The organism is Fictibacillus halophilus (assembly GCF_016401385.1).
In the GTDB taxonomy this organism is placed as follows: domain Bacteria; phylum Bacillota; class Bacilli; order Bacillales; family Fictibacillaceae; genus Fictibacillus; species Fictibacillus halophilus.
In genome coordinates, this window is the sequence record NZ_JAEACF010000001.1 from 1,942,304 (window position 1) to 1,958,221 (window position 15,918).

Consider the following 15,918-nt stretch of genomic DNA (forward strand, 5'->3'; position numbering starts at 1 on the left):
ATGTTATTGTCCAAGGTCGCACATACTATTACTATGTTTACTACATTATTATCCTATCATTTTTACAAAAGGAATGGCAACGAACTTTTTTAAAGAAAGGAAATCCGTTATGAAAATCGACGTTCAGTTTCAGCGAGAATGGCATGATGACTTTTTAAAGCGTGTGGAAGAAGATGGACCTTGGGCCAATTGGGAATTATATAACTTAGCTCTTGAAGCCGAACACCACTTAGCAATTCCTGATTTCCTCGGTCTTCAAGCTCCAGATCATCTCCCACAGATGACTTTTTTGCCTCATCAGCTGGACGTTGCGACTACCGTTATTGAACAGATGAACGGAAAAGCAATCTTGGCAGATGAAGTAGGATTAGGAAAAACGATAGAAGCAGGTTTGATTCTAAAAGAGTACATGATACGCCGACTCGCTAAGAAAATTTTGATCCTCGTTCCTGCATCACTCGTTATTCAATGGACGAACGAGCTGAATCAAAAGTTCTTTATTCCTGCAATTGCTCAGAAAAAGGCATATGTATGGGAACAATGCGATGTAGTCGTATCCTCTATTGATACGGCAAAACGAGCCCCGCACCGCGACATCGTTCTTAATCAAGACTATGATCTTGTTATCATCGATGAGGCACATAAGTTAAAGAACAAGAAAACGAAAAACTATGAATTTGTACAGTTATTAAAAAAGAAGTTCTGTTTACTATTAACAGCTACTCCGGTACAAAACAGAGTTGAGGAGATTTTTAATCTTGTATCTCTATTAAAGCCTGGCCATTTAGGAAATCGAGAAAACTTTGACAAAGATTATAAAGAAGATAAGTATTCACTAAAAAATGAAGAAAAGCTGAAGCAGCTCGTAAATAAGGTGATGGTTCGTAATCGACGAGAAGAGACTGGTCTAAAATGGCCGAAGCGTCTTGTTCAAACCATTCCTATTACATTATCAAAAACAGAACGTGATCTATACGATGAAATCTCTCAACTAAAAAAAGACTCTTACTTTGACCGAAGTAAATTTTCTATCGTAACCCTGCAGCGAGAAGCATGCAGTTCGCGTGAAGCCGTTTTTCTAACATTAAAAAATATGCTTCAAAAAGATGTATCAAACTCTTTAATGGAACAACGAGTCTTAGCGTTGATGAAGAAAATTGAACTCGTCGATCAAAACTCTAAAGCTCTAAAAGCGTTAGAGCTGATTCAATCGATTGATTCCAAGGTCATCATTTTTACAGAATACCGTGGTACTCAATTGTATCTGCAATGGTTTTTACAGCAGCACGGCATCTCTTCTGTACCGTTTAGAGGCGGGTTTAAGCGAAGCAAAAAGGACTGGATGACTCACCTCTTTAGAACACGAGCTCAAGTGTTGATCGCAACAGAAGCCGGTGGTGAAGGAATAAACCTGCAGTTCTGTCAGCATATCATCAATTATGATCTGCCATGGAACCCGATGAGGATCGAGCAGCGGATCGGACGTATCCATCGTATCGGTCAGCAAGGTGACGTTCATATCTATAACTTCGCTACTCAGAATACGATTGAAGAGCACATCTTAAACTTGCTGTACAATAAGATCAATCTGTTTGAGAGTGTTATTGGAGAACTCGATGAAATCTTAACGAAATTTGAAATCAAGAACATAGAACGCCATATTGCAGATATCATGAATACGTCTGAAAGTGAAGGTGAGATCCGAGTAAAGATGGATAACCTTGCTTCCTTGATCAACCTTGATGGCGGGATCAAGCAGAAAGGATGGGAAGAGCATGCAGCAGCACGAGATACATCGCTTTCTTGAGCGATATTTTGATGCAAACGAATGTAGGATTCAAGAGAAAAACTTTAGTTATATGAAGGTTCAACTGACCACTGAACTCGATAAAGTTTTAATGAACCGTCCGTTCTACTGGCATTATCTCGAAAAAACGGGAGGTACCCCGAATCCGATGACGTTAACTTTAGTAACGGGTCAACAGCAAGCTCCTGATGGAAAAGGTGAGTTTATCCACTTTGGTTCACCGAGACTTCATCAGATCTTTGGGTCGACTAAGAAGCTCGCCTCTTTCATTCGGCTGTATGAATCTGTTCCTCAGCAAGGAGCACAGGTACCACTGCAACCTTGGTTATGTTTGAACGTTAAAGTTACGTTTCAGTGTGATCAAAAGAAAGATCAGGTTCTCTCATACGGCATTCAACTAATAAACGGAACGATAGAAGATCAATTTCATCAACGCCTTCAAAAAATGCTGTTAACGAAGAGGATCCCAGATTTTTGTTATACGCTCTCTCCTTTTATTAAGCCTCAGAGTGCGATAAAAAGATTGGAAAATAAAATTCAGGAAGTCATTGAGGCAGATGATCACACGTGGGCCGAAGATGCTAAAAAAAGATGGAATGAAGATCTCGAACTATTAGAGAGTTTTTATGAGGATTCTTTAACGAAACCAGAAGCCTATCACATAGAAAAAGAAGCACTTCGTACCCAATATGAGCCACAGATTATCGTAGAGATCATAAATGGCGGACTTTTCTATCTTGCCTAATAAATAAGAGCCGGGAACTGTATCCCGGCTCTTCCTTTTTCCAGCCTACTTCTTTCTCTTTCTACGGAACACGAGACCAAGTCCCATTGGCACAACACCAAAAAGATAAGTAAGTAAAGGCTCCCGCTCATTCTTTTTTGTGATACGCCTTTCCTTTCTTACTGATTGTGGTTCATCCAAATATTTAACGACTCTCTGAGTAAGAAACTTGATAACGTCTGATCCTGCAGCCATTGGCAAAACTCCCTTATAGAAGCACTCATTGATTAGTTTTGGCCAATTAACGTAGGTTTAAACGGCTTAATTTTTCTAAAATGTGGGCGCATACTTCTTCAGTCGTAAATTGGTCTGTGACGATCTCAATATCACTTTTTTCATAATGTGAACTTCTCTCGTTAAAGAGTTTCTGTACCTCTTCTTTTGAAGAAGTTAATAGAATAGGTCTCTTGTTTCTCTCTTCTTCTTTCATCAGCCTTTCCCAAAGAACTGGAAAACTCGTCTTTAGATAGATGACAATCCCATTGTTCTTCATGTACGTTAGGTTCTCTTCTCTTACGACCGCACCGCCTCCCGTCATAACAACAGCATGTTGTACAGGCAGCTGACGAATGGCAAGAGACTCGTAATTACGAAAAGCCTCTTCCCCTTCGTTTTTAAATATTTCTTTTATCGTTTGTCCGCGATCTTTTTCAACTGTTGAATCAACATCATAAGGAGGAACTTCTAGACGTTTTGAAAGCTCTCTTCCTACAGATGTTTTTCCACAACCCATGAAACCGACTAAATATATGGTGTTCAAATTTAACCCTCCACCCATTTTGTAACGCTTTTCTGGGTAACATTATAATACACTTTTACCCTTTTTGTAGACTGCCGCGAGGTAACAGCTTCAATCATGAACATTACTTCATCAACAGATGTTTGCGTAACCAACACCTTTAGTTGTCCCTCGTTAACGTTAAGTATACGTTCTGATGGATAAACTGCAAGATTCTCTACCCATATAACAGCTCGATCAACACCTTGCTGGATAAGTCGAACTTGTCTGAGTTGCTCTTCTTGCATGTATACAAAACGCCGTTCTGAAGCTACTTTTTCTGTTAGAAAACTAAAGAAAATTAAGACGATAAAGCAAAGAGTTAGGATTAAAGGATAAACCATTCCTCTCTCATTCATGACCCATTCTCCTAAAACCACGACGAGCCTCGTTTCCTTCCTTATCCGTCAGCGTAACGTTAACAAAACTATCCTGAATTTCTTCTACTTTCATCTCTTGAATATTTTGAACCCATACTTCGTGACCCAACCCATCCACTTGTTTTCGTATAAGAGAATGATAACGTGTAAAACTGATCACTTCACCGGTTGATAAAGTAATAAACAACGCGTTGTTCTTTACCTCAACAGCCGCTGCTTCTCTTATTTCTTTTCCAATCATTGAAAAAAACAGAGCTGTTTCCTCAGACTGAATAGATTGTGGTTGTTTTTGTAAATGTGTTAACAACAGTGTGATCATAAAAGCAGTTACGATCAATACGCCTAGAGCGATCATCGATTCTACAAGCGTATAGCCGTTTTTGTTTGCGGTAATTCTAGAATGAACTCGCACATGTTGTATACTCTTTTTGGTTAGAACCTCTGAACGAAATACAAGTTTCGTATTCATCCGTCACACCTTTTCGTGTTTTTAGCTTATATACTATTCCATCATCTATCCACTCACGCTCATCTGTTACAAGCGTCGTCACACTTCTTGAGGCAGCTGCATGATCCGCTTCTGTCATCGCATATAGCAGTTGCTCTGAGGTTTTTTGTTCTTGATACGAGGTATTGATGAAAGGCAAACATATCGAAAACACTACTGAAATCAACAGTACACTAAACAAAGCTTCAAGCAAAAGGTAGCCCTTATTGTTTCGCAACATAAAATTTACCTTTACCTAATTGAAAAACCATCTTATACGAAGCATTAGCAGAGTGAATATAGAACGTCCCTGCGCGACTGATATTTCCATTCTGGTTAAATTGAACAGATAATATCATCGAATGACTCTCAAACCAGATATGCTTTGGAAAGTGCTTTTTTACGGGTTCTTTACTGCCGTTTCCTCGCACTTCGTATTTATGCTTTTCATTATCGATCGATAAGTTATAGGTTCGATTCTCATTAACTGCTCTTTGTTGCATGTGCACGATATCTTTTTGAAAAGTCCGGATAAAATATTCAGTCTCCCGATTTTTTCTAAAACTATCATAAGATGGGTACGCAACAGCACTAATTGTAGCAATGATCAAAAGAACGATCATCATCTCTATCAAACTAAAACCTAATTGACTTTTCTTTATGTGCTCTGCTCCTCCGTTCACTCTTCACTGCTCACTGAAACGACTCCTTTACTATCGATTAGCAAAGGTTTTTTGTCTGGGCATGTTGCCGTATCAATATATCCACCATCTTTCAGTTCTTCTATTGTAGGCAGTGTGTTTTTTTCTGCCTCATAGGCCCCAACTTGCCCTTGCACAAGATCAATGGTCGCTTCACAGCCTAACGATTTTACGAGACTGTTATTCTTTGTCATACTCGGTAGAGCGATAAGCATTAACACCGAAATAATTAAAAGCACGATCATCATCTCAATCAAAGTAAATCCTTTTTCATTTTTCATATTATTCCTCCTCATAACGCTTCCATGAGTGTAAACATAGGCAATAACATAGAGGCAAACATTAATAAGACAAATACACCAATCCCTGCGAATAGAATGGGTTGTATCTTTTGCAGCGATGAGTAGATCTTTTCTTCCAACTCCTTAAAGATCCATTCGCCATAAGAAATCAATTCTCTGCCAAGTTCTCCATGAGCCAAACCAAAGCGAACAATCTCGGCTAATTCATTCGTAAAATATGGCTTTGCAAGCAATAGGTCAGTTAGTTCAGCTCCATTTAGGAGACCTTTTTGAAGCCTCTGACTTTCTTCCTTATAAAAACCTTTGTCTAAATGCTTCTCCATAACAAGAAGGGCATCTGAAACAGATAAACCACTTTGCAGCATCGACCCAAAATGAACACTAAAGAAATGTGTATTCATTAAAACAAGAAATTTTTTTAAGATTGGAATTCTCATGAGTAGGTCCATCTGAGTAGAAGGCTTAGCCCTCTTTCTCATAACAGTGATGACAATCCATAGAGTGATGCCTAAAGCGAGGAAACATGCTCCAAAGACTGGCATGATTCCTAAAAACGTAAGCATCCATGTAGTAAACAACGGGGTTTTGACTTCAAGTGATGAAAACAGGATTGAAAACTGAGGAAATAAGAATTGATAAAATACGATCGCGATCCATACGGTAAGGAATAGCAGGAAGAGAGGATATCTAATCGATTTGTTCAAACGTGCACGCCAATCAGCTTTTTTCTTCATAAACGTTCCGTTCTCCATGAGACTTCTCGTCAAGTTGCCATTCGCACTGTTTATAGCTATAGAACTTACAATTTCTTTTGGCAAATGCAATGGCGAAAAGATATCGATAACAGGATTTCCAGAGACAAGGATCTCAAGCATGTCATCAGCAACTTCTCGCCGTTTTTGCGGAAGCTGAGACTTGACGAGCTCAATGCTCTTGTTAATGGAATAGCCTTGATCTAACAAAAAACCAAGCTTAAAAAGAAACGTCCCTTGAGAAGTCCGATTCCAGCCCCTTCTTATCAATTTTTGTTTCTCCTCCCATCCATCTTTCGTAGCTTTCTTTTGTTACATAACCTGCTGCAAAGGCGTGGTTAAAGTAAAAAGAGAGATTTTTATAAGTAGGCTTGTTACGACTCACCTTACTTAAAGCATATAATAGTTCCTGATTGCAAAGCATCTCGTATATTCCAGCTCTTCTATACGTTCTAGATTTAAAACAAAAATCAACGCATTCGTCTCCACAAAAAGGACACGGTATTGAGATCAGACGCTGAGATACAATTCCCATCAATGTTTGTTGCAGTTCCGTTTCTTGGATACCAAATTCTCGAAGACGTTCGATACACCCGATACAATCTGCAGCATGCATCGTAGATAATACGAGGTGTCCAGTCAATGACGCGCGAATAACAAGTCTCGCTGTTGATTCATCTCTGATCTCACCGATCATGATGACATCGGGATCATGACGCAATAATGACTTGAAACCTTCACCGTATGTCAGACCTGCTTTTTCATTGATTTCCATTTGCAGAAACGAATCTACTTTACGTTCCACGGGATCTTCGAGCGTTACGACTTGTCGTTTGTAGTTTTTTTGGAGGTGATGAAGTAAGGAATATAAAATAGTGGTTTTACCTGATCCGGTCGGTCCGGAGAACAATAAGAGACCGCTGGATCGTTTGATAAGGGATAAAAGTCTTTGGAACATATGAGGAAAAAGTGATAGTTCATGAAGAGTTAGTGTTTCTTGCTGAGGAAGTAATCGAATGACGAGTGATTCATTAAACGCGGATGGTATAGATGAAAAACGAAGATTTACATTTACATTATTAATCATTACGTCCATAGAACCGCTCTGAGGCTTACGATGTTCGCCAATGTCCATTCTTGCGGAATATTTGAAATGAGCGAGCACCCTGATATACTCTTCTCCAGTAAGCGTTCTGTGTTCAATCAGCCGATCATCTATACGGAATTGGACGATCCCCCCTTTTTTTATCGGTATAAAATGAATGTCTGATGCTTTCTGAAGAGCTGCTTCATGAAGGATTGTATTGCCTAATAGCTTTATCGGCAAATAGTATCATCTCCCTTTTATTTTATTGGTTAATCATTTCTCTCATAAAACGACAATTCCTGCATTTTTTCAAAAAATGTATGTATATAAATTTCGACAGAGCTCATACTAGTATTGTTGCATTGGGCTATAGCCAAGCGGTAAGGCAACGGACTTTGACTCCGTCATGCGTTGGTTCGAATCCAGCTAGCCCAGCCAAAAAAAATAACACTCTTTAAACGCAAAGAGTGCTATGTTCAGGACACATGACTAGAAATGTGTTCTTTTTCTTTTGTTGAACATAATTTTTTCATATCTCCAGGACTATATCCCGCTATGAGTTGTTTTCCGTCTGTAACTAATGGGCGTTTTAATAGTTTTGGGTTTTTAGTCAATAGCGTTAATAGTTCATTGGTTGAAAGATCATAAATATCAACATCAAGTGATTTGAATGACTGACTTCGTTTAGCCAAGATATCTTCTGTTCCATACTTTGTTAGTTTCAATAGTTCTCTAAGTTCTTCAACCGACGGCGTTTCTTTGAATAGGTGTCTTTCATCAAACGATACTTTATTTTGCTTAAGCCACATTTTCGCTTTACGGCACGAGGTGCAGCTTGGGTATGTGTAAAATGTTATTGAACTCATAAGACTCACTCCTTTTGGTTTACATTACCTTTAAAAGAGGCATAATAAACCAAAAAACAGCTAATATTCATGAATTATCTTTAAATTGTGTATTTATCCGCTTACAATTGGCATTTACAAGTGAGTGGAAACTCATATATAATACTAAAGGATACAAGTATTGGCGAAAAAAGGAGGGGATACATATGTCAAGAATGTATAAGGTTTTAGGCTTTTGGACTGGAATCATCGGAGTCATGGCGTATCTAGGCGATATGCAAGACATGGCGTTATTGTTCTTAGGACAAACGATTATGTTCGTTTCTTTAGGGTATTTGAACTTATCTGAGCGTATGTATATTTATATCTTTGGTGCTTATTTAACTGTTTTCTTTGTTGGTTTTACATACTGGTCAACGTTTATGATGACTCCTGGCGCTGGTGGCGGACACTAATACGTTCTCTAAAAGAGCCACAAAAAAGCAGGCCGTTACGATACGGTCTGCTTTTTTTGTTGTATAATTTGAAATCCATTCGCTAAAGTGTGATCGAGAAGGAATGAACGTATGGCACGGTTTCTCTTATGTTCTATCGAGAATGGGTCCTTATTTTGTGTATCCTGCAACAGTGTTAAAAGTCCTTCTTCTAATAAGAAGTCTCCTTGATTCATTAAACGTAAAGTTTTAACACCGAAATCCTTCCCTACCCGTATCACTTGATCCCAATCTATATGACACGTAATATCCATCATCCCGGGAAATGCTAATGGATTGTTTTGTATTTGATGACGATAATAGCCCCTTATACTTCCTTCTTTTAACGGTATGGTGTTCCACTCTTCACCTATTAATCCGTAATCGACAAAAAATAAGCAAGAGTCTTTTTCTATCCATTCATAAATGGTTTTTAGCCAAGTGAGCATGGAAAAGGATACTTCAAGTTCATTCTTTTTGTCTCTAGAAGAAAAGATTTCATCCAATTTCTTTTCTAAACAAGAATCCTCCACTTTTCTATAAAGAAAACAAAGATCTTCATTGTTTCTAAGCAATGAGACTCCTTTTTCATACCATTCTTCATTTTTTTCCTGAAATATTCGAAGGGGAAACGCATCAAGTACTTCATTTGCAAAAATAAGCCCTTTAAATGATGGGTAACGCTGAATCAGTTCATCCAATGAACAAAGAACTGTAACCGGAAAACCAGCTAAATTTCTTTCCAATAAGCTTCTATGGTAAGGACTAGGTTCTACGATAACATACGAAATATGTTCGATTGATTTTGAAGACCAACTCTCTTGAACTTGTCGTGCAAAATGACCGCTTCCTCCTCCAAACTCCACGACTATTGGATCAAGGTTATGATCAGCTATCGTTCTTAAAAATAAATCAGCCCACACCTTAGCAAATACGTCTGACACAAGGCTAGCCGTATAAAAGTCACCATTTTTACCGATCTTCGTGTTCTCTTTCATGTAATAACCCTCTATCGGATGATACAGCGCATGTTCCATGAACTCTTCCATCGTTATCCATTCAAATTGTTCTAATCTTTTTTGCAGCAAACTCGTGAGTAACACGATTAAAACCCGCTTAAAAATGGATTCGAATCCATTTCCATTCCAACTGTTGTTTCTGGCCCATGACCGGATAAAACGATCGTTTCTTCTGGCAGATTAAGCAGTTTTTCATGAATGCTGTTAATCAGTACCTCCTGATCTCCGCCATGCAGATCTGTTCTTCCGATGCTTCCTGCGAACAAAGCATCACCTGAAAAAACAGCTCCACTGCTTTTAAGATAATACGAAACACTTCCCGGCGAATGACCAGGAGTCGTTAGGACCTCGAATGAAAAACTTCCGATCTTCAATGTATTGTCTTGATTCGTTAAGATGTGACTTGCTGGCTTCGCTGTAATGCTTTGACCAAAATATTTTGATCCGTTCTTTTTTGTGTCACTCAGCCAATCTGCTTCTTTTTTATGAACATACAACGGAATATTATATTTTTCACGGACGTCATCTACCGCTCCGATATGATCAAAATGAGCATGCGTTAATAATACGGCTAAAGGTTTCACTTTTAATGACTCTAATGCTTGTATGATCTTTCTCCCTTCACTACCTGGATCAATGACTATAGCTTCATTCTGAGTATTGTAGATAATATATGTATTCTCTTGTACAGGACCCACCGTTAACTTTTTCCACTTCATTATATAAGCCTCCAATTGCAAGTTGTTACTTTCTATCTTACACTAAAACAAACATTATTTCGGAGGAAACACATGAAAGTATTTTTCGGATACGAAAATATAGATACACCCGCTCCTGTTTCTGTGTATGATCAGCAAGAAGATCTGATCATTACTTCTCATAGAGATGAAGACCTTTTTGAAGCAATACCTCTGCTTTCAATCAAACCTTTAAGAACGACTCTTTTATTTGAGGATTATGGATTTACATCTGACTCAGAACAAACGTATCTTTATCTTGATATGATATGTGTCTTTTATATCAAGGAAGGTGAAGAGCAAGAAAAGACGATGTTTCTACTTCAAGCAGAAGAAGAATTAATAGCAGAAATCATTGATAAAGAACAAAGGTTTTTTATCCTTGGGAGCCAACATAAACTTCTTGTTAAAAAGTGGGCTTCTGCCTATAAACTAACAATTGAGTTCATTTTGTTCCAATGTGCACTCGACAAACCAGAATAAAACAAGTAAAATAATACAAGGTTATACCTGTGTGAAAGCGTTATACTTATACATAGGATTGGTATTACTCCAGAGCAAGGGGGCACAGAATAATGGGATTAGCCATTATATTCGGCTTAGTAGCTATTTTAGCTGCGTTGGGACTATTGCGTTCGTTAAAAATTAAAAATTTAATGGCAGCAGGTTTTGCCTTTTTAACGTTTGCAGTTTTTGGCTGGTTTACAGTCATGACTGTTCTGGACGTTTTAGTAGGCAGCGGCGGCTCTACAGGCCATTAAAAACTCAAAAAACCATCAGAATTCACTTTCTGATGGTTTTTTCTTTCTTTTAAATAACATAAATGGGGTTGAAGTGAGGCATATAGTTCAGAAGAAGTCTCACTCCTATCTTACATGTAGAGAGCTGCTAACATAATTCCTCTTGTATCTTCATAGATCGTATCAAACTGTCTTAATGGAAGTGGGTTAACCCCTATTCCGAGTTCGATGGTAAATCCAGGTTTTCTGTATTCTTGTATAAACCAATCTTTGTAGCCCGCATAACTATCCACATACCTAATCGCTTTATACCCGCTAACCCTCTCAAATTCACCAGCGATCTCTCCTGATATCGGCATAGGTTCTTCCCCTTCGAAACCCCAGTATAATTCTTTACCTTGTGTATGAAGGGCTACCACTCGGTCGAATAGGTGCTTTTCTGTAATCTCTGCCATCACTCTTGCTTCTGGTTCACTTAATGGAGCGATACCAGGGTAATCCCGTGGGGCAGGAGAAGTTGGTTTTCTTACTTGTTCAAGCTCCCATCTTGCAGGAAATTGATTATTAAGGTCTACCCCGCGAATATTCGCTTTCCATCCTGAGAAATCTTTGCTTCCTTTATTTAATTTTAAGACAAGCTCTTTCCACTCAGAATCTTCAGGAGGACCATTCAAAACGAGATCGACTCCATCTGGGTCGACCATTGGTACGGCGTAAAGTGTAGTATCCCTATATAAGTCCGCAGCTTTATATCCATTCAAAATTTTATCCGCTGAAAGTGCAGCTGCATACTCATTAATAAACTTCATCAGGACCCCTGAAGTAATCCATTCGTTTCCATGAAACGAACCATTGATGTGCACTTTCTTTTTTCCATTTCCAATTATAAGCATATCTATAGGTTTGCCGAGAACAGATTTACCAATTTCCTGTTTTCTAATGAATGGATATACGTTAAGAAGTTTATCCAAATCATATTTTAGTGCAGCAGTATCATATTTTCTCTGACATTTGATAGATGGATACGGCAACACTCTAGGAATATTGATAATGTCCTTCGTAAATATTTCCTTCGGTTTTATTGTAGGGTTAACTAGATATAAGGCATCAAGAGGAATATCAAATTTATCTGCTATTGTAAAAAACGTGTCACCATTTTTAATCTTGTATTTTTCTAAGAACATTCCAGGAATCTCTATGCTCTCCCCTGCATGCATATTCGTTGCTGTTACGTTAGGATTAGAGTCCTTAATCAACACGTAAGGGATAGATAATAGACGTGAGTAATACCAAAAAGAATCGCCGTTACGCATGACAATTTCCAAACATAGCCCTCCCTTTAAACCTTCCTCTTAAAGGTGTATGTTTGCACAAAGCAGTTATGCAGAAAAAAAGCACTCAACCGAAGTTGAGTGCTTCTATTTTTACTGTTTTTGCTTTTCTTCTTGCTTAACAGCTTTATCTTTTGCTTTATCTTTATCGTAGAATCTTAAAAGATCTCCATAAATGATACGATCTGACATATCAAGTTCAGTCTTAGCGCGTTCACTGTATGGCTCACAAGCATTGTTCTCACCTTCAACAGGTTCACCCGTTGCTTTGTCATAACACTTGCCGTCTGTGAACACATTATCTTTAGTGATATAAGAATTATCACGAAGTACAGCAAAATCTTCTCTGTCTTTAGAGAATAAATCAGAGCCAAGCTGAATGTCACCTTTTGTATCAATACCTAACAAGTGAAGAATCGTTGGTTTAAGGTCGATCTGTCCACCGACTGTTTCCATCGTCTTTCCTTTTTCACCTGGCATATGAATGATTAAAGGTACTTTTTGCAATTGAGTAGATTCAAAAGGAGTAATTTCTTTTCCTAAGAATTGCCCCATCGCATCATTATGGTTTTCGGAAATCCCATAATGGTCACCATACATGATAAAGATTGAATCTTCATAAAGACCTGCTTCTTTAACATCATCGAAAAACTCTTTTAAAGCTTCGTCTGTATAGCGAACGGTTGTAAAGTAACGGTTAACTGTTCCATCGCTAGACGTCCATTCTGGAATCGTCTCATCTTCCTCTTCTAACGTAAACGGGAAGTGATTCGTTAACGTAATATATTTCGTATAGAACGGTTTGTTCATCGCTTGCATCTCTTTTAGATGTGGAATGGATTGTTTAAAGAAATCTTTATCCTTTAAGCCCCATCCAATTGAGTTCTCAGGTGTTACCTCGAAATCTTTTAATGAGTAATAACGGTCGTAACCGAAATTATCATACATGATATCACGGTTCCAGAAACTTTTGTTATTAGCATGCTGTACGGATGAATAGTAACCTTGCTCTTTTAAAATTTCTGGTGTTGCATTGTATTGGTTCTGAGAATGAGTAAAGAAAACCGCTCCACTTGGAAGTGGGTATAAAGAGTTATCTAATAAAAACTCTGAATCAGACGTTTTACCTTGCCCTGTTTGGTGATAGAAGTTAGGGAAGTAATAACTGTCTTTGATTAGATCATTCATAAACGGCGTGATCTCTTTACCGTTTACCGACTCATTTATAACAAAGTTTTGTGTTGATTCAACTGAAATAACGAAAACGTTCTTACCTTTCGCTTTTCCAAACATTTCAGGATTTGGTTCTTTATAATTTGCACGTGAGTAGTTCTCAACATCTGTAATCTCACTTCCATCAGCAAATGCACGCTGTGCTTTTGCTTTAGATTGAATGATGGAATCATAGATGTGATAATTATATGAACCGATGTTTTTAATCAACATTTCACGGTCAAAAGTACGTGTTAACAATTGCGGTCTTTCAGTTTCTGCGATACCAACATTAACAATAAATAATACAATTGCAGCAGCAAAAGTAATCGTGATCTGCTTGCGTGAAGCACGTGCAGGACGGTAATCAGCTCGTCTCATAAAATAAGCCAAAATAACGATATCAATGAATACCAATAAATCAGTAGGTTGAATCAATTCAAATACGCTATTACCTAAGTCACCCATGTTGCTTGTTTGAAACAAAACTGGAATGGTAATAAAGTCATTAAAGAAACGATAGAACACCATATTGGCATACATAACAAAACTCATGATCGCACTGACTGCCACGATCATTCTTCTGTGCGTTCTTCCCTTGAAGTAAAGTGTTATACCTAGGAAAAGAACGATGGAACTAATCGGGTTAATAAACAGAATTAACTCTTGAACTTTGTTGTCCATCGGCAGTTCAAATGCCGTTTTATAAATGATAAATGTTTTAATCCACAATAAAGCAATTGCTATAAAGAAAAATCTATATTCAGCAAAAGCTTGTTTCATTTTTTCTTTCATATGTTCTCTGACCTCCTCAATCAAAAAGAACTCTCGTTTTCATTTTTATTCCTTTTAACTGAACTCTCATTGCATCCGGTAAGCATTGATCAAGAATGTAAATTCATCCTTTACATATTTACAAAACCTTAATCAAAGGATTACATAAAGAGTATATTAAATGGTTTCACACAAGAATTCAATACCCTAACGTACTATTTCAAGATTCTGACAAATAGGACAACAAAACTATATTAGTTTTACCCCTTTTTTAAATCCATAAACCATTAGACGAACTTGACTCAAAAAAGTTTCAAAAAAAAAATGAAAACGAACCGCCGAGAAGCGATTCGCAATTCTTAATTTCCTCAAATATATTTAAACTAATGTTTACAAAGCTCTGTGAAGAGAAAAGTTCCTTCCTATTACCTACACTGCCACAGCTACACATCCAGAACTTATTATTAGCGGTTGTGTTTCGCTAACCAAGCTCCTCCGATTACACCAGCGTCGTTGCCTAACGTAGCCACTTTCATTTCAGCACCCTCAGCAACTCTCGGAAGTGCAAAGTGTTTAAATTTCTGTTCTAAACGTTCCATTAGGGTATGACCTGCTTTAGAGACTCCTCCACCGATTACGATCTTCCCTGGATTAATGCTGTTTGCAAGGTTTGCTATCACTAATCCTAAATGGAATGTCACTTCTTCCAACGTATCAATTGCTACTTGATCTCCCATTTCAACAGCTTCAACAACATCTTTAGCTTTTATCACACCATTTTCTTTTAATATTGCATTAAGAGACGAAGATGTGTCATGAAGAGCTTTTTCTTTTGAAATTCGTGAGATACCTGTTGCAGAAGCGATCGTTTCAATGCAGCCGGTACGACCACAGTTACATGGAGCTCCACCATCTGGTATAGCCGTAATATGGCCGATCTCCCCAGCCATACCGTTTGTTCCATGCATAATATGTCCATTTACGATAATTCCGCCACCTACTCCAGTACCTAATGTAACCATCAATAAGTTACCTTCACCATCACCTGCACCACGCCACATTTCTCCGATCGCGGCGATGTTAGCATCGTTATCAACGATGACAGAAAGACCTGTTGCTTTTTCTAGCTCTTCTTTTAACGGGTAATCTCTCCAACCGATGTTAACGGCATGGTAGATGAATCCTGTTTTCATATCGATGAAACCTGGTGCGCCCATTCCAATTGCTTCAAGCTTTTCTTTTGGTTCTGATAAATCTTTTAGCTTTAAATTAATGGATTCAGTAATATCCGTAACGATATGCTTTCCGTCTTCGCTAATGTTTGTAGGGATCTCCCATTTCTCTACAATATGACCGTCTAACGTTACAAAAGCGATTTTAATTGTCGTTCCACCTAAATCAACACCAACTAACCATTTCTCCATCTTGTCTCATCCTCTATTGTAATTTATTGTGTGCTGCGCGAATAATGATGATTGCATTCTTGAATTCGTTTACATCAATGAGTTTTTGTTCATAGAGTTCTCTAACTTCGTCTTGAATCAATTCTAAATCAGCTATCTTGTTTCCTGTATATATAAAGGTTCCAAACCTTTTTAATAGCTGTTGAACATCATACATTGTTTTCATTATAATCACCTTTGTCATTATAACAAATAGTATAGGGAAAAATGCAAGCCTTTGCACAGAATTTACATACAAAAAGACAG

General features: G+C 37.9%; 21 protein-coding genes and 1 tRNA gene. 6 read left to right on the forward strand and 16 right to left on the reverse strand.

What is annotated here, in order from left to right:
• Positions 1 to 109 precede the first annotated feature (109 nt).
• Entirely contained in the window at positions 110 to 1,807 is a 1,698-nt protein-coding gene (locus I5J82_RS10150) for a DEAD/DEAH box helicase (RefSeq protein ID WP_198767762.1), read from the forward strand.
• Positions 1,776 to 2,552 carry a YqhG family protein gene (locus tag I5J82_RS10155; protein ID WP_198767763.1) on the forward strand — a complete coding sequence of 259 codons (777 nt, stop codon included), beginning with the start codon at positions 1,776 to 1,778 and terminating at the stop codon, positions 2,550 to 2,552. The genes I5J82_RS10150 and I5J82_RS10155 overlap by 32 nt, the downstream gene beginning before the upstream one ends.
• Positions 2,553 to 2,597: 45 nt before the next feature.
• Here the strand turns inward: I5J82_RS10155 and I5J82_RS10160 are convergent, their stop codons facing one another.
• From I5J82_RS10160 to comGA, 9 genes are read right to left on the reverse strand one after another with little or no spacing between them, the layout of a single operon-like run.
• A complete protein-coding gene (locus I5J82_RS10160; RefSeq protein WP_198767764.1) occupies positions 2,598 to 2,786 on the reverse strand; it encodes a YqzE family protein in 189 nt (62 codons plus the stop codon).
• 46 nt (positions 2,787 to 2,832) lie between these two features.
• A complete protein-coding gene (locus I5J82_RS10165; protein ID WP_198767765.1) occupies positions 2,833 to 3,351 on the reverse strand; it encodes a shikimate kinase in 519 nt (172 codons plus the stop codon).
• A gap of 2 nt (positions 3,352 to 3,353) precedes the next feature.
• The gene (gene comGG / locus I5J82_RS10170; protein WP_198767766.1) at positions 3,354 to 3,728 is read right to left on the reverse strand and encodes a competence type IV pilus minor pilin ComGG; all 375 of its coding nucleotides are present in this window, start codon (positions 3,726 to 3,728) and stop codon (positions 3,354 to 3,356) included.
• Positions 3,721 to 4,161, reverse strand: a complete 441-nt coding sequence (locus I5J82_RS20350) for a competence type IV pilus minor pilin ComGF (protein WP_198767767.1) — start codon at positions 4,159 to 4,161, stop codon at positions 3,721 to 3,723. The genes comGG and I5J82_RS20350 overlap by 8 nt, the downstream gene beginning before the upstream one ends.
• On the reverse strand, positions 4,145 to 4,474 hold the full coding sequence (locus I5J82_RS10180; protein ID WP_198767768.1) for a type II secretion system protein: 330 nt from the start codon (positions 4,472 to 4,474) through the stop codon (positions 4,145 to 4,147). The genes I5J82_RS20350 and I5J82_RS10180 overlap by 17 nt, the downstream gene beginning before the upstream one ends.
• Positions 4,461 to 4,919 (reverse strand): competence type IV pilus minor pilin ComGD, encoded by a 459-nt coding sequence (gene comGD / locus I5J82_RS10185; protein WP_198767769.1) that lies wholly within the window; start codon positions 4,917 to 4,919, stop codon positions 4,461 to 4,463. Before comGD ends, I5J82_RS10180 begins: the two co-directional genes overlap by 14 nt.
• Positions 4,916 to 5,218 carry a competence type IV pilus major pilin ComGC gene (comGC, locus tag I5J82_RS10190; RefSeq protein ID WP_198767770.1) on the reverse strand — a complete coding sequence of 101 codons (303 nt, stop codon included), beginning with the start codon at positions 5,216 to 5,218 and terminating at the stop codon, positions 4,916 to 4,918. The genes comGD and comGC overlap by 4 nt, the downstream gene beginning before the upstream one ends.
• Before the next feature lie 11 nt (positions 5,219 to 5,229).
• Entirely contained in the window at positions 5,230 to 6,261 is a 1,032-nt protein-coding gene (gene comGB, locus I5J82_RS10195) for a competence type IV pilus assembly protein ComGB (protein ID WP_198767771.1), read from the reverse strand.
• Positions 6,212 to 7,318, reverse strand: coding sequence for a competence type IV pilus ATPase ComGA (comGA, locus tag I5J82_RS10200; RefSeq protein ID WP_198767772.1), 1,107 nt, complete (start codon positions 7,316 to 7,318; stop codon positions 6,212 to 6,214). The genes comGB and comGA overlap by 50 nt, the downstream gene beginning before the upstream one ends.
• A gap of 123 nt (positions 7,319 to 7,441) precedes the next feature.
• Between comGA and I5J82_RS10205 the strand changes: the two genes are divergently transcribed.
• Positions 7,442 to 7,516: transfer RNA gene (locus I5J82_RS10205), tRNA-Gln, on the forward strand.
• A 38-nt stretch (positions 7,517 to 7,554) separates the two neighbouring features.
• Here I5J82_RS10205 and I5J82_RS10210 read toward each other — a convergent pair.
• On the reverse strand, positions 7,555 to 7,944 hold the full coding sequence (locus I5J82_RS10210) for a Spx/MgsR family RNA polymerase-binding regulatory protein (RefSeq protein ID WP_198767773.1): 390 nt from the start codon (positions 7,942 to 7,944) through the stop codon (positions 7,555 to 7,557).
• 185 nt (positions 7,945 to 8,129) lie between these two features.
• Here I5J82_RS10210 and I5J82_RS10215 point away from each other — a divergent pair, with 185 nt between their 5' ends.
• Positions 8,130 to 8,378 carry a DUF2626 domain-containing protein gene (locus I5J82_RS10215; protein ID WP_066242314.1) on the forward strand — a complete coding sequence of 83 codons (249 nt, stop codon included), beginning with the start codon at positions 8,130 to 8,132 and terminating at the stop codon, positions 8,376 to 8,378.
• Positions 8,379 to 8,413: 35 nt separating this feature from the next.
• Here the strand turns inward: I5J82_RS10215 and I5J82_RS10220 are convergent, their stop codons facing one another.
• On the reverse strand, positions 8,414 to 9,499 hold the full coding sequence (locus I5J82_RS10220; protein WP_198767774.1) for an SAM-dependent methyltransferase: 1,086 nt from the start codon (positions 9,497 to 9,499) through the stop codon (positions 8,414 to 8,416).
• A gap of 2 nt (positions 9,500 to 9,501) precedes the next feature.
• The gene (locus I5J82_RS10225; protein WP_198767775.1) at positions 9,502 to 10,134 is read right to left on the reverse strand and encodes an MBL fold metallo-hydrolase; all 633 of its coding nucleotides are present in this window, start codon (positions 10,132 to 10,134) and stop codon (positions 9,502 to 9,504) included.
• 72 nt (positions 10,135 to 10,206) lie between these two features.
• Here I5J82_RS10225 and I5J82_RS10230 point away from each other — a divergent pair, with 72 nt between their 5' ends.
• Together I5J82_RS10230 and I5J82_RS10235 are read left to right on the forward strand one after the other, a co-directional pair.
• The gene (locus tag I5J82_RS10230; protein ID WP_198767776.1) at positions 10,207 to 10,635 is read left to right on the forward strand and encodes a hypothetical protein; all 429 of its coding nucleotides are present in this window, start codon (positions 10,207 to 10,209) and stop codon (positions 10,633 to 10,635) included.
• A 92-nt stretch (positions 10,636 to 10,727) separates the two neighbouring features.
• Positions 10,728 to 10,913 carry a DUF2759 domain-containing protein gene (locus I5J82_RS10235; RefSeq protein ID WP_066242324.1) on the forward strand — a complete coding sequence of 62 codons (186 nt, stop codon included), beginning with the start codon at positions 10,728 to 10,730 and terminating at the stop codon, positions 10,911 to 10,913.
• 110 nt (positions 10,914 to 11,023) lie between these two features.
• On the opposite strand, the gene I5J82_RS10240 is transcribed toward I5J82_RS10235, so the two are convergent.
• The 4 genes from I5J82_RS10240 to I5J82_RS10255 form a co-directional block, all read right to left on the reverse strand.
• A complete protein-coding gene (locus I5J82_RS10240) occupies positions 11,024 to 12,217 on the reverse strand; it encodes a M14 family metallopeptidase (protein WP_198767777.1) in 1,194 nt (397 codons plus the stop codon).
• A gap of 99 nt (positions 12,218 to 12,316) precedes the next feature.
• On the reverse strand, positions 12,317 to 14,230 hold the full coding sequence (locus I5J82_RS10245) for an LTA synthase family protein (protein ID WP_233096455.1): 1,914 nt from the start codon (positions 14,228 to 14,230) through the stop codon (positions 12,317 to 12,319).
• 443 nt (positions 14,231 to 14,673) lie between these two features.
• A complete protein-coding gene (locus I5J82_RS10250; protein ID WP_198767778.1) occupies positions 14,674 to 15,633 on the reverse strand; it encodes an ROK family glucokinase in 960 nt (319 codons plus the stop codon).
• A gap of 13 nt (positions 15,634 to 15,646) precedes the next feature.
• Positions 15,647 to 15,838, reverse strand: a complete 192-nt coding sequence (locus I5J82_RS10255; protein ID WP_198767779.1) for a YqgQ family protein — start codon at positions 15,836 to 15,838, stop codon at positions 15,647 to 15,649.
• Positions 15,839 to 15,918: the final 80 nt, after the last annotated feature.

What these genes read in the sequence shown, in the direction of transcription:
- I5J82_RS10150 (WP_198767762.1), top strand. Translation starts at nt 110, where the DNA reads ATGAAAATCGACGTTCAGTTTCAGCGAGAATGGCATGATGACTTTTTA.
- I5J82_RS10155 (WP_198767763.1), top strand. Translation starts at nt 1,776, where the DNA reads ATGCAGCAGCACGAGATACATCGCTTTCTTGAGCGATATTTTGATGCA.
- I5J82_RS10160 (WP_198767764.1), bottom strand. Translation starts at nt 2,786, where the DNA reads ATGGCTGCAGGATCAGACGTTATCAAGTTTCTTACTCAGAGAGTCGTT.
- comGG (WP_198767766.1), bottom strand. Translation starts at nt 3,728, where the DNA reads ATGAATGAGAGAGGAATGGTTTATCCTTTAATCCTAACTCTTTGCTTT.
- comGC (WP_198767770.1), bottom strand. Translation starts at nt 5,218, where the DNA reads ATGAAAAATGAAAAAGGATTTACTTTGATTGAGATGATGATCGTGCTT.
- I5J82_RS10210 (WP_198767773.1), bottom strand. Translation starts at nt 7,944, where the DNA reads ATGAGTTCAATAACATTTTACACATACCCAAGCTGCACCTCGTGCCGT.
- I5J82_RS10215 (WP_066242314.1), top strand. Translation starts at nt 8,130, where the DNA reads ATGTCAAGAATGTATAAGGTTTTAGGCTTTTGGACTGGAATCATCGGA.
- I5J82_RS10225 (WP_198767775.1), bottom strand. Translation starts at nt 10,134, where the DNA reads ATGAAGTGGAAAAAGTTAACGGTGGGTCCTGTACAAGAGAATACATAT.
- I5J82_RS10230 (WP_198767776.1), top strand. Translation starts at nt 10,207, where the DNA reads ATGAAAGTATTTTTCGGATACGAAAATATAGATACACCCGCTCCTGTT.
- I5J82_RS10235 (WP_066242324.1), top strand. Translation starts at nt 10,728, where the DNA reads ATGGGATTAGCCATTATATTCGGCTTAGTAGCTATTTTAGCTGCGTTG.
- I5J82_RS10245 (WP_233096455.1), bottom strand. Translation starts at nt 14,230, where the DNA reads ATGAAAGAAAAAATGAAACAAGCTTTTGCTGAATATAGATTTTTCTTT.
- I5J82_RS10250 (WP_198767778.1), bottom strand. Translation starts at nt 15,633, where the DNA reads ATGGAGAAATGGTTAGTTGGTGTTGATTTAGGTGGAACGACAATTAAA.
- I5J82_RS10255 (WP_198767779.1), bottom strand. Translation starts at nt 15,838, where the DNA reads ATGAAAACAATGTATGATGTTCAACAGCTATTAAAAAGGTTTGGAACC.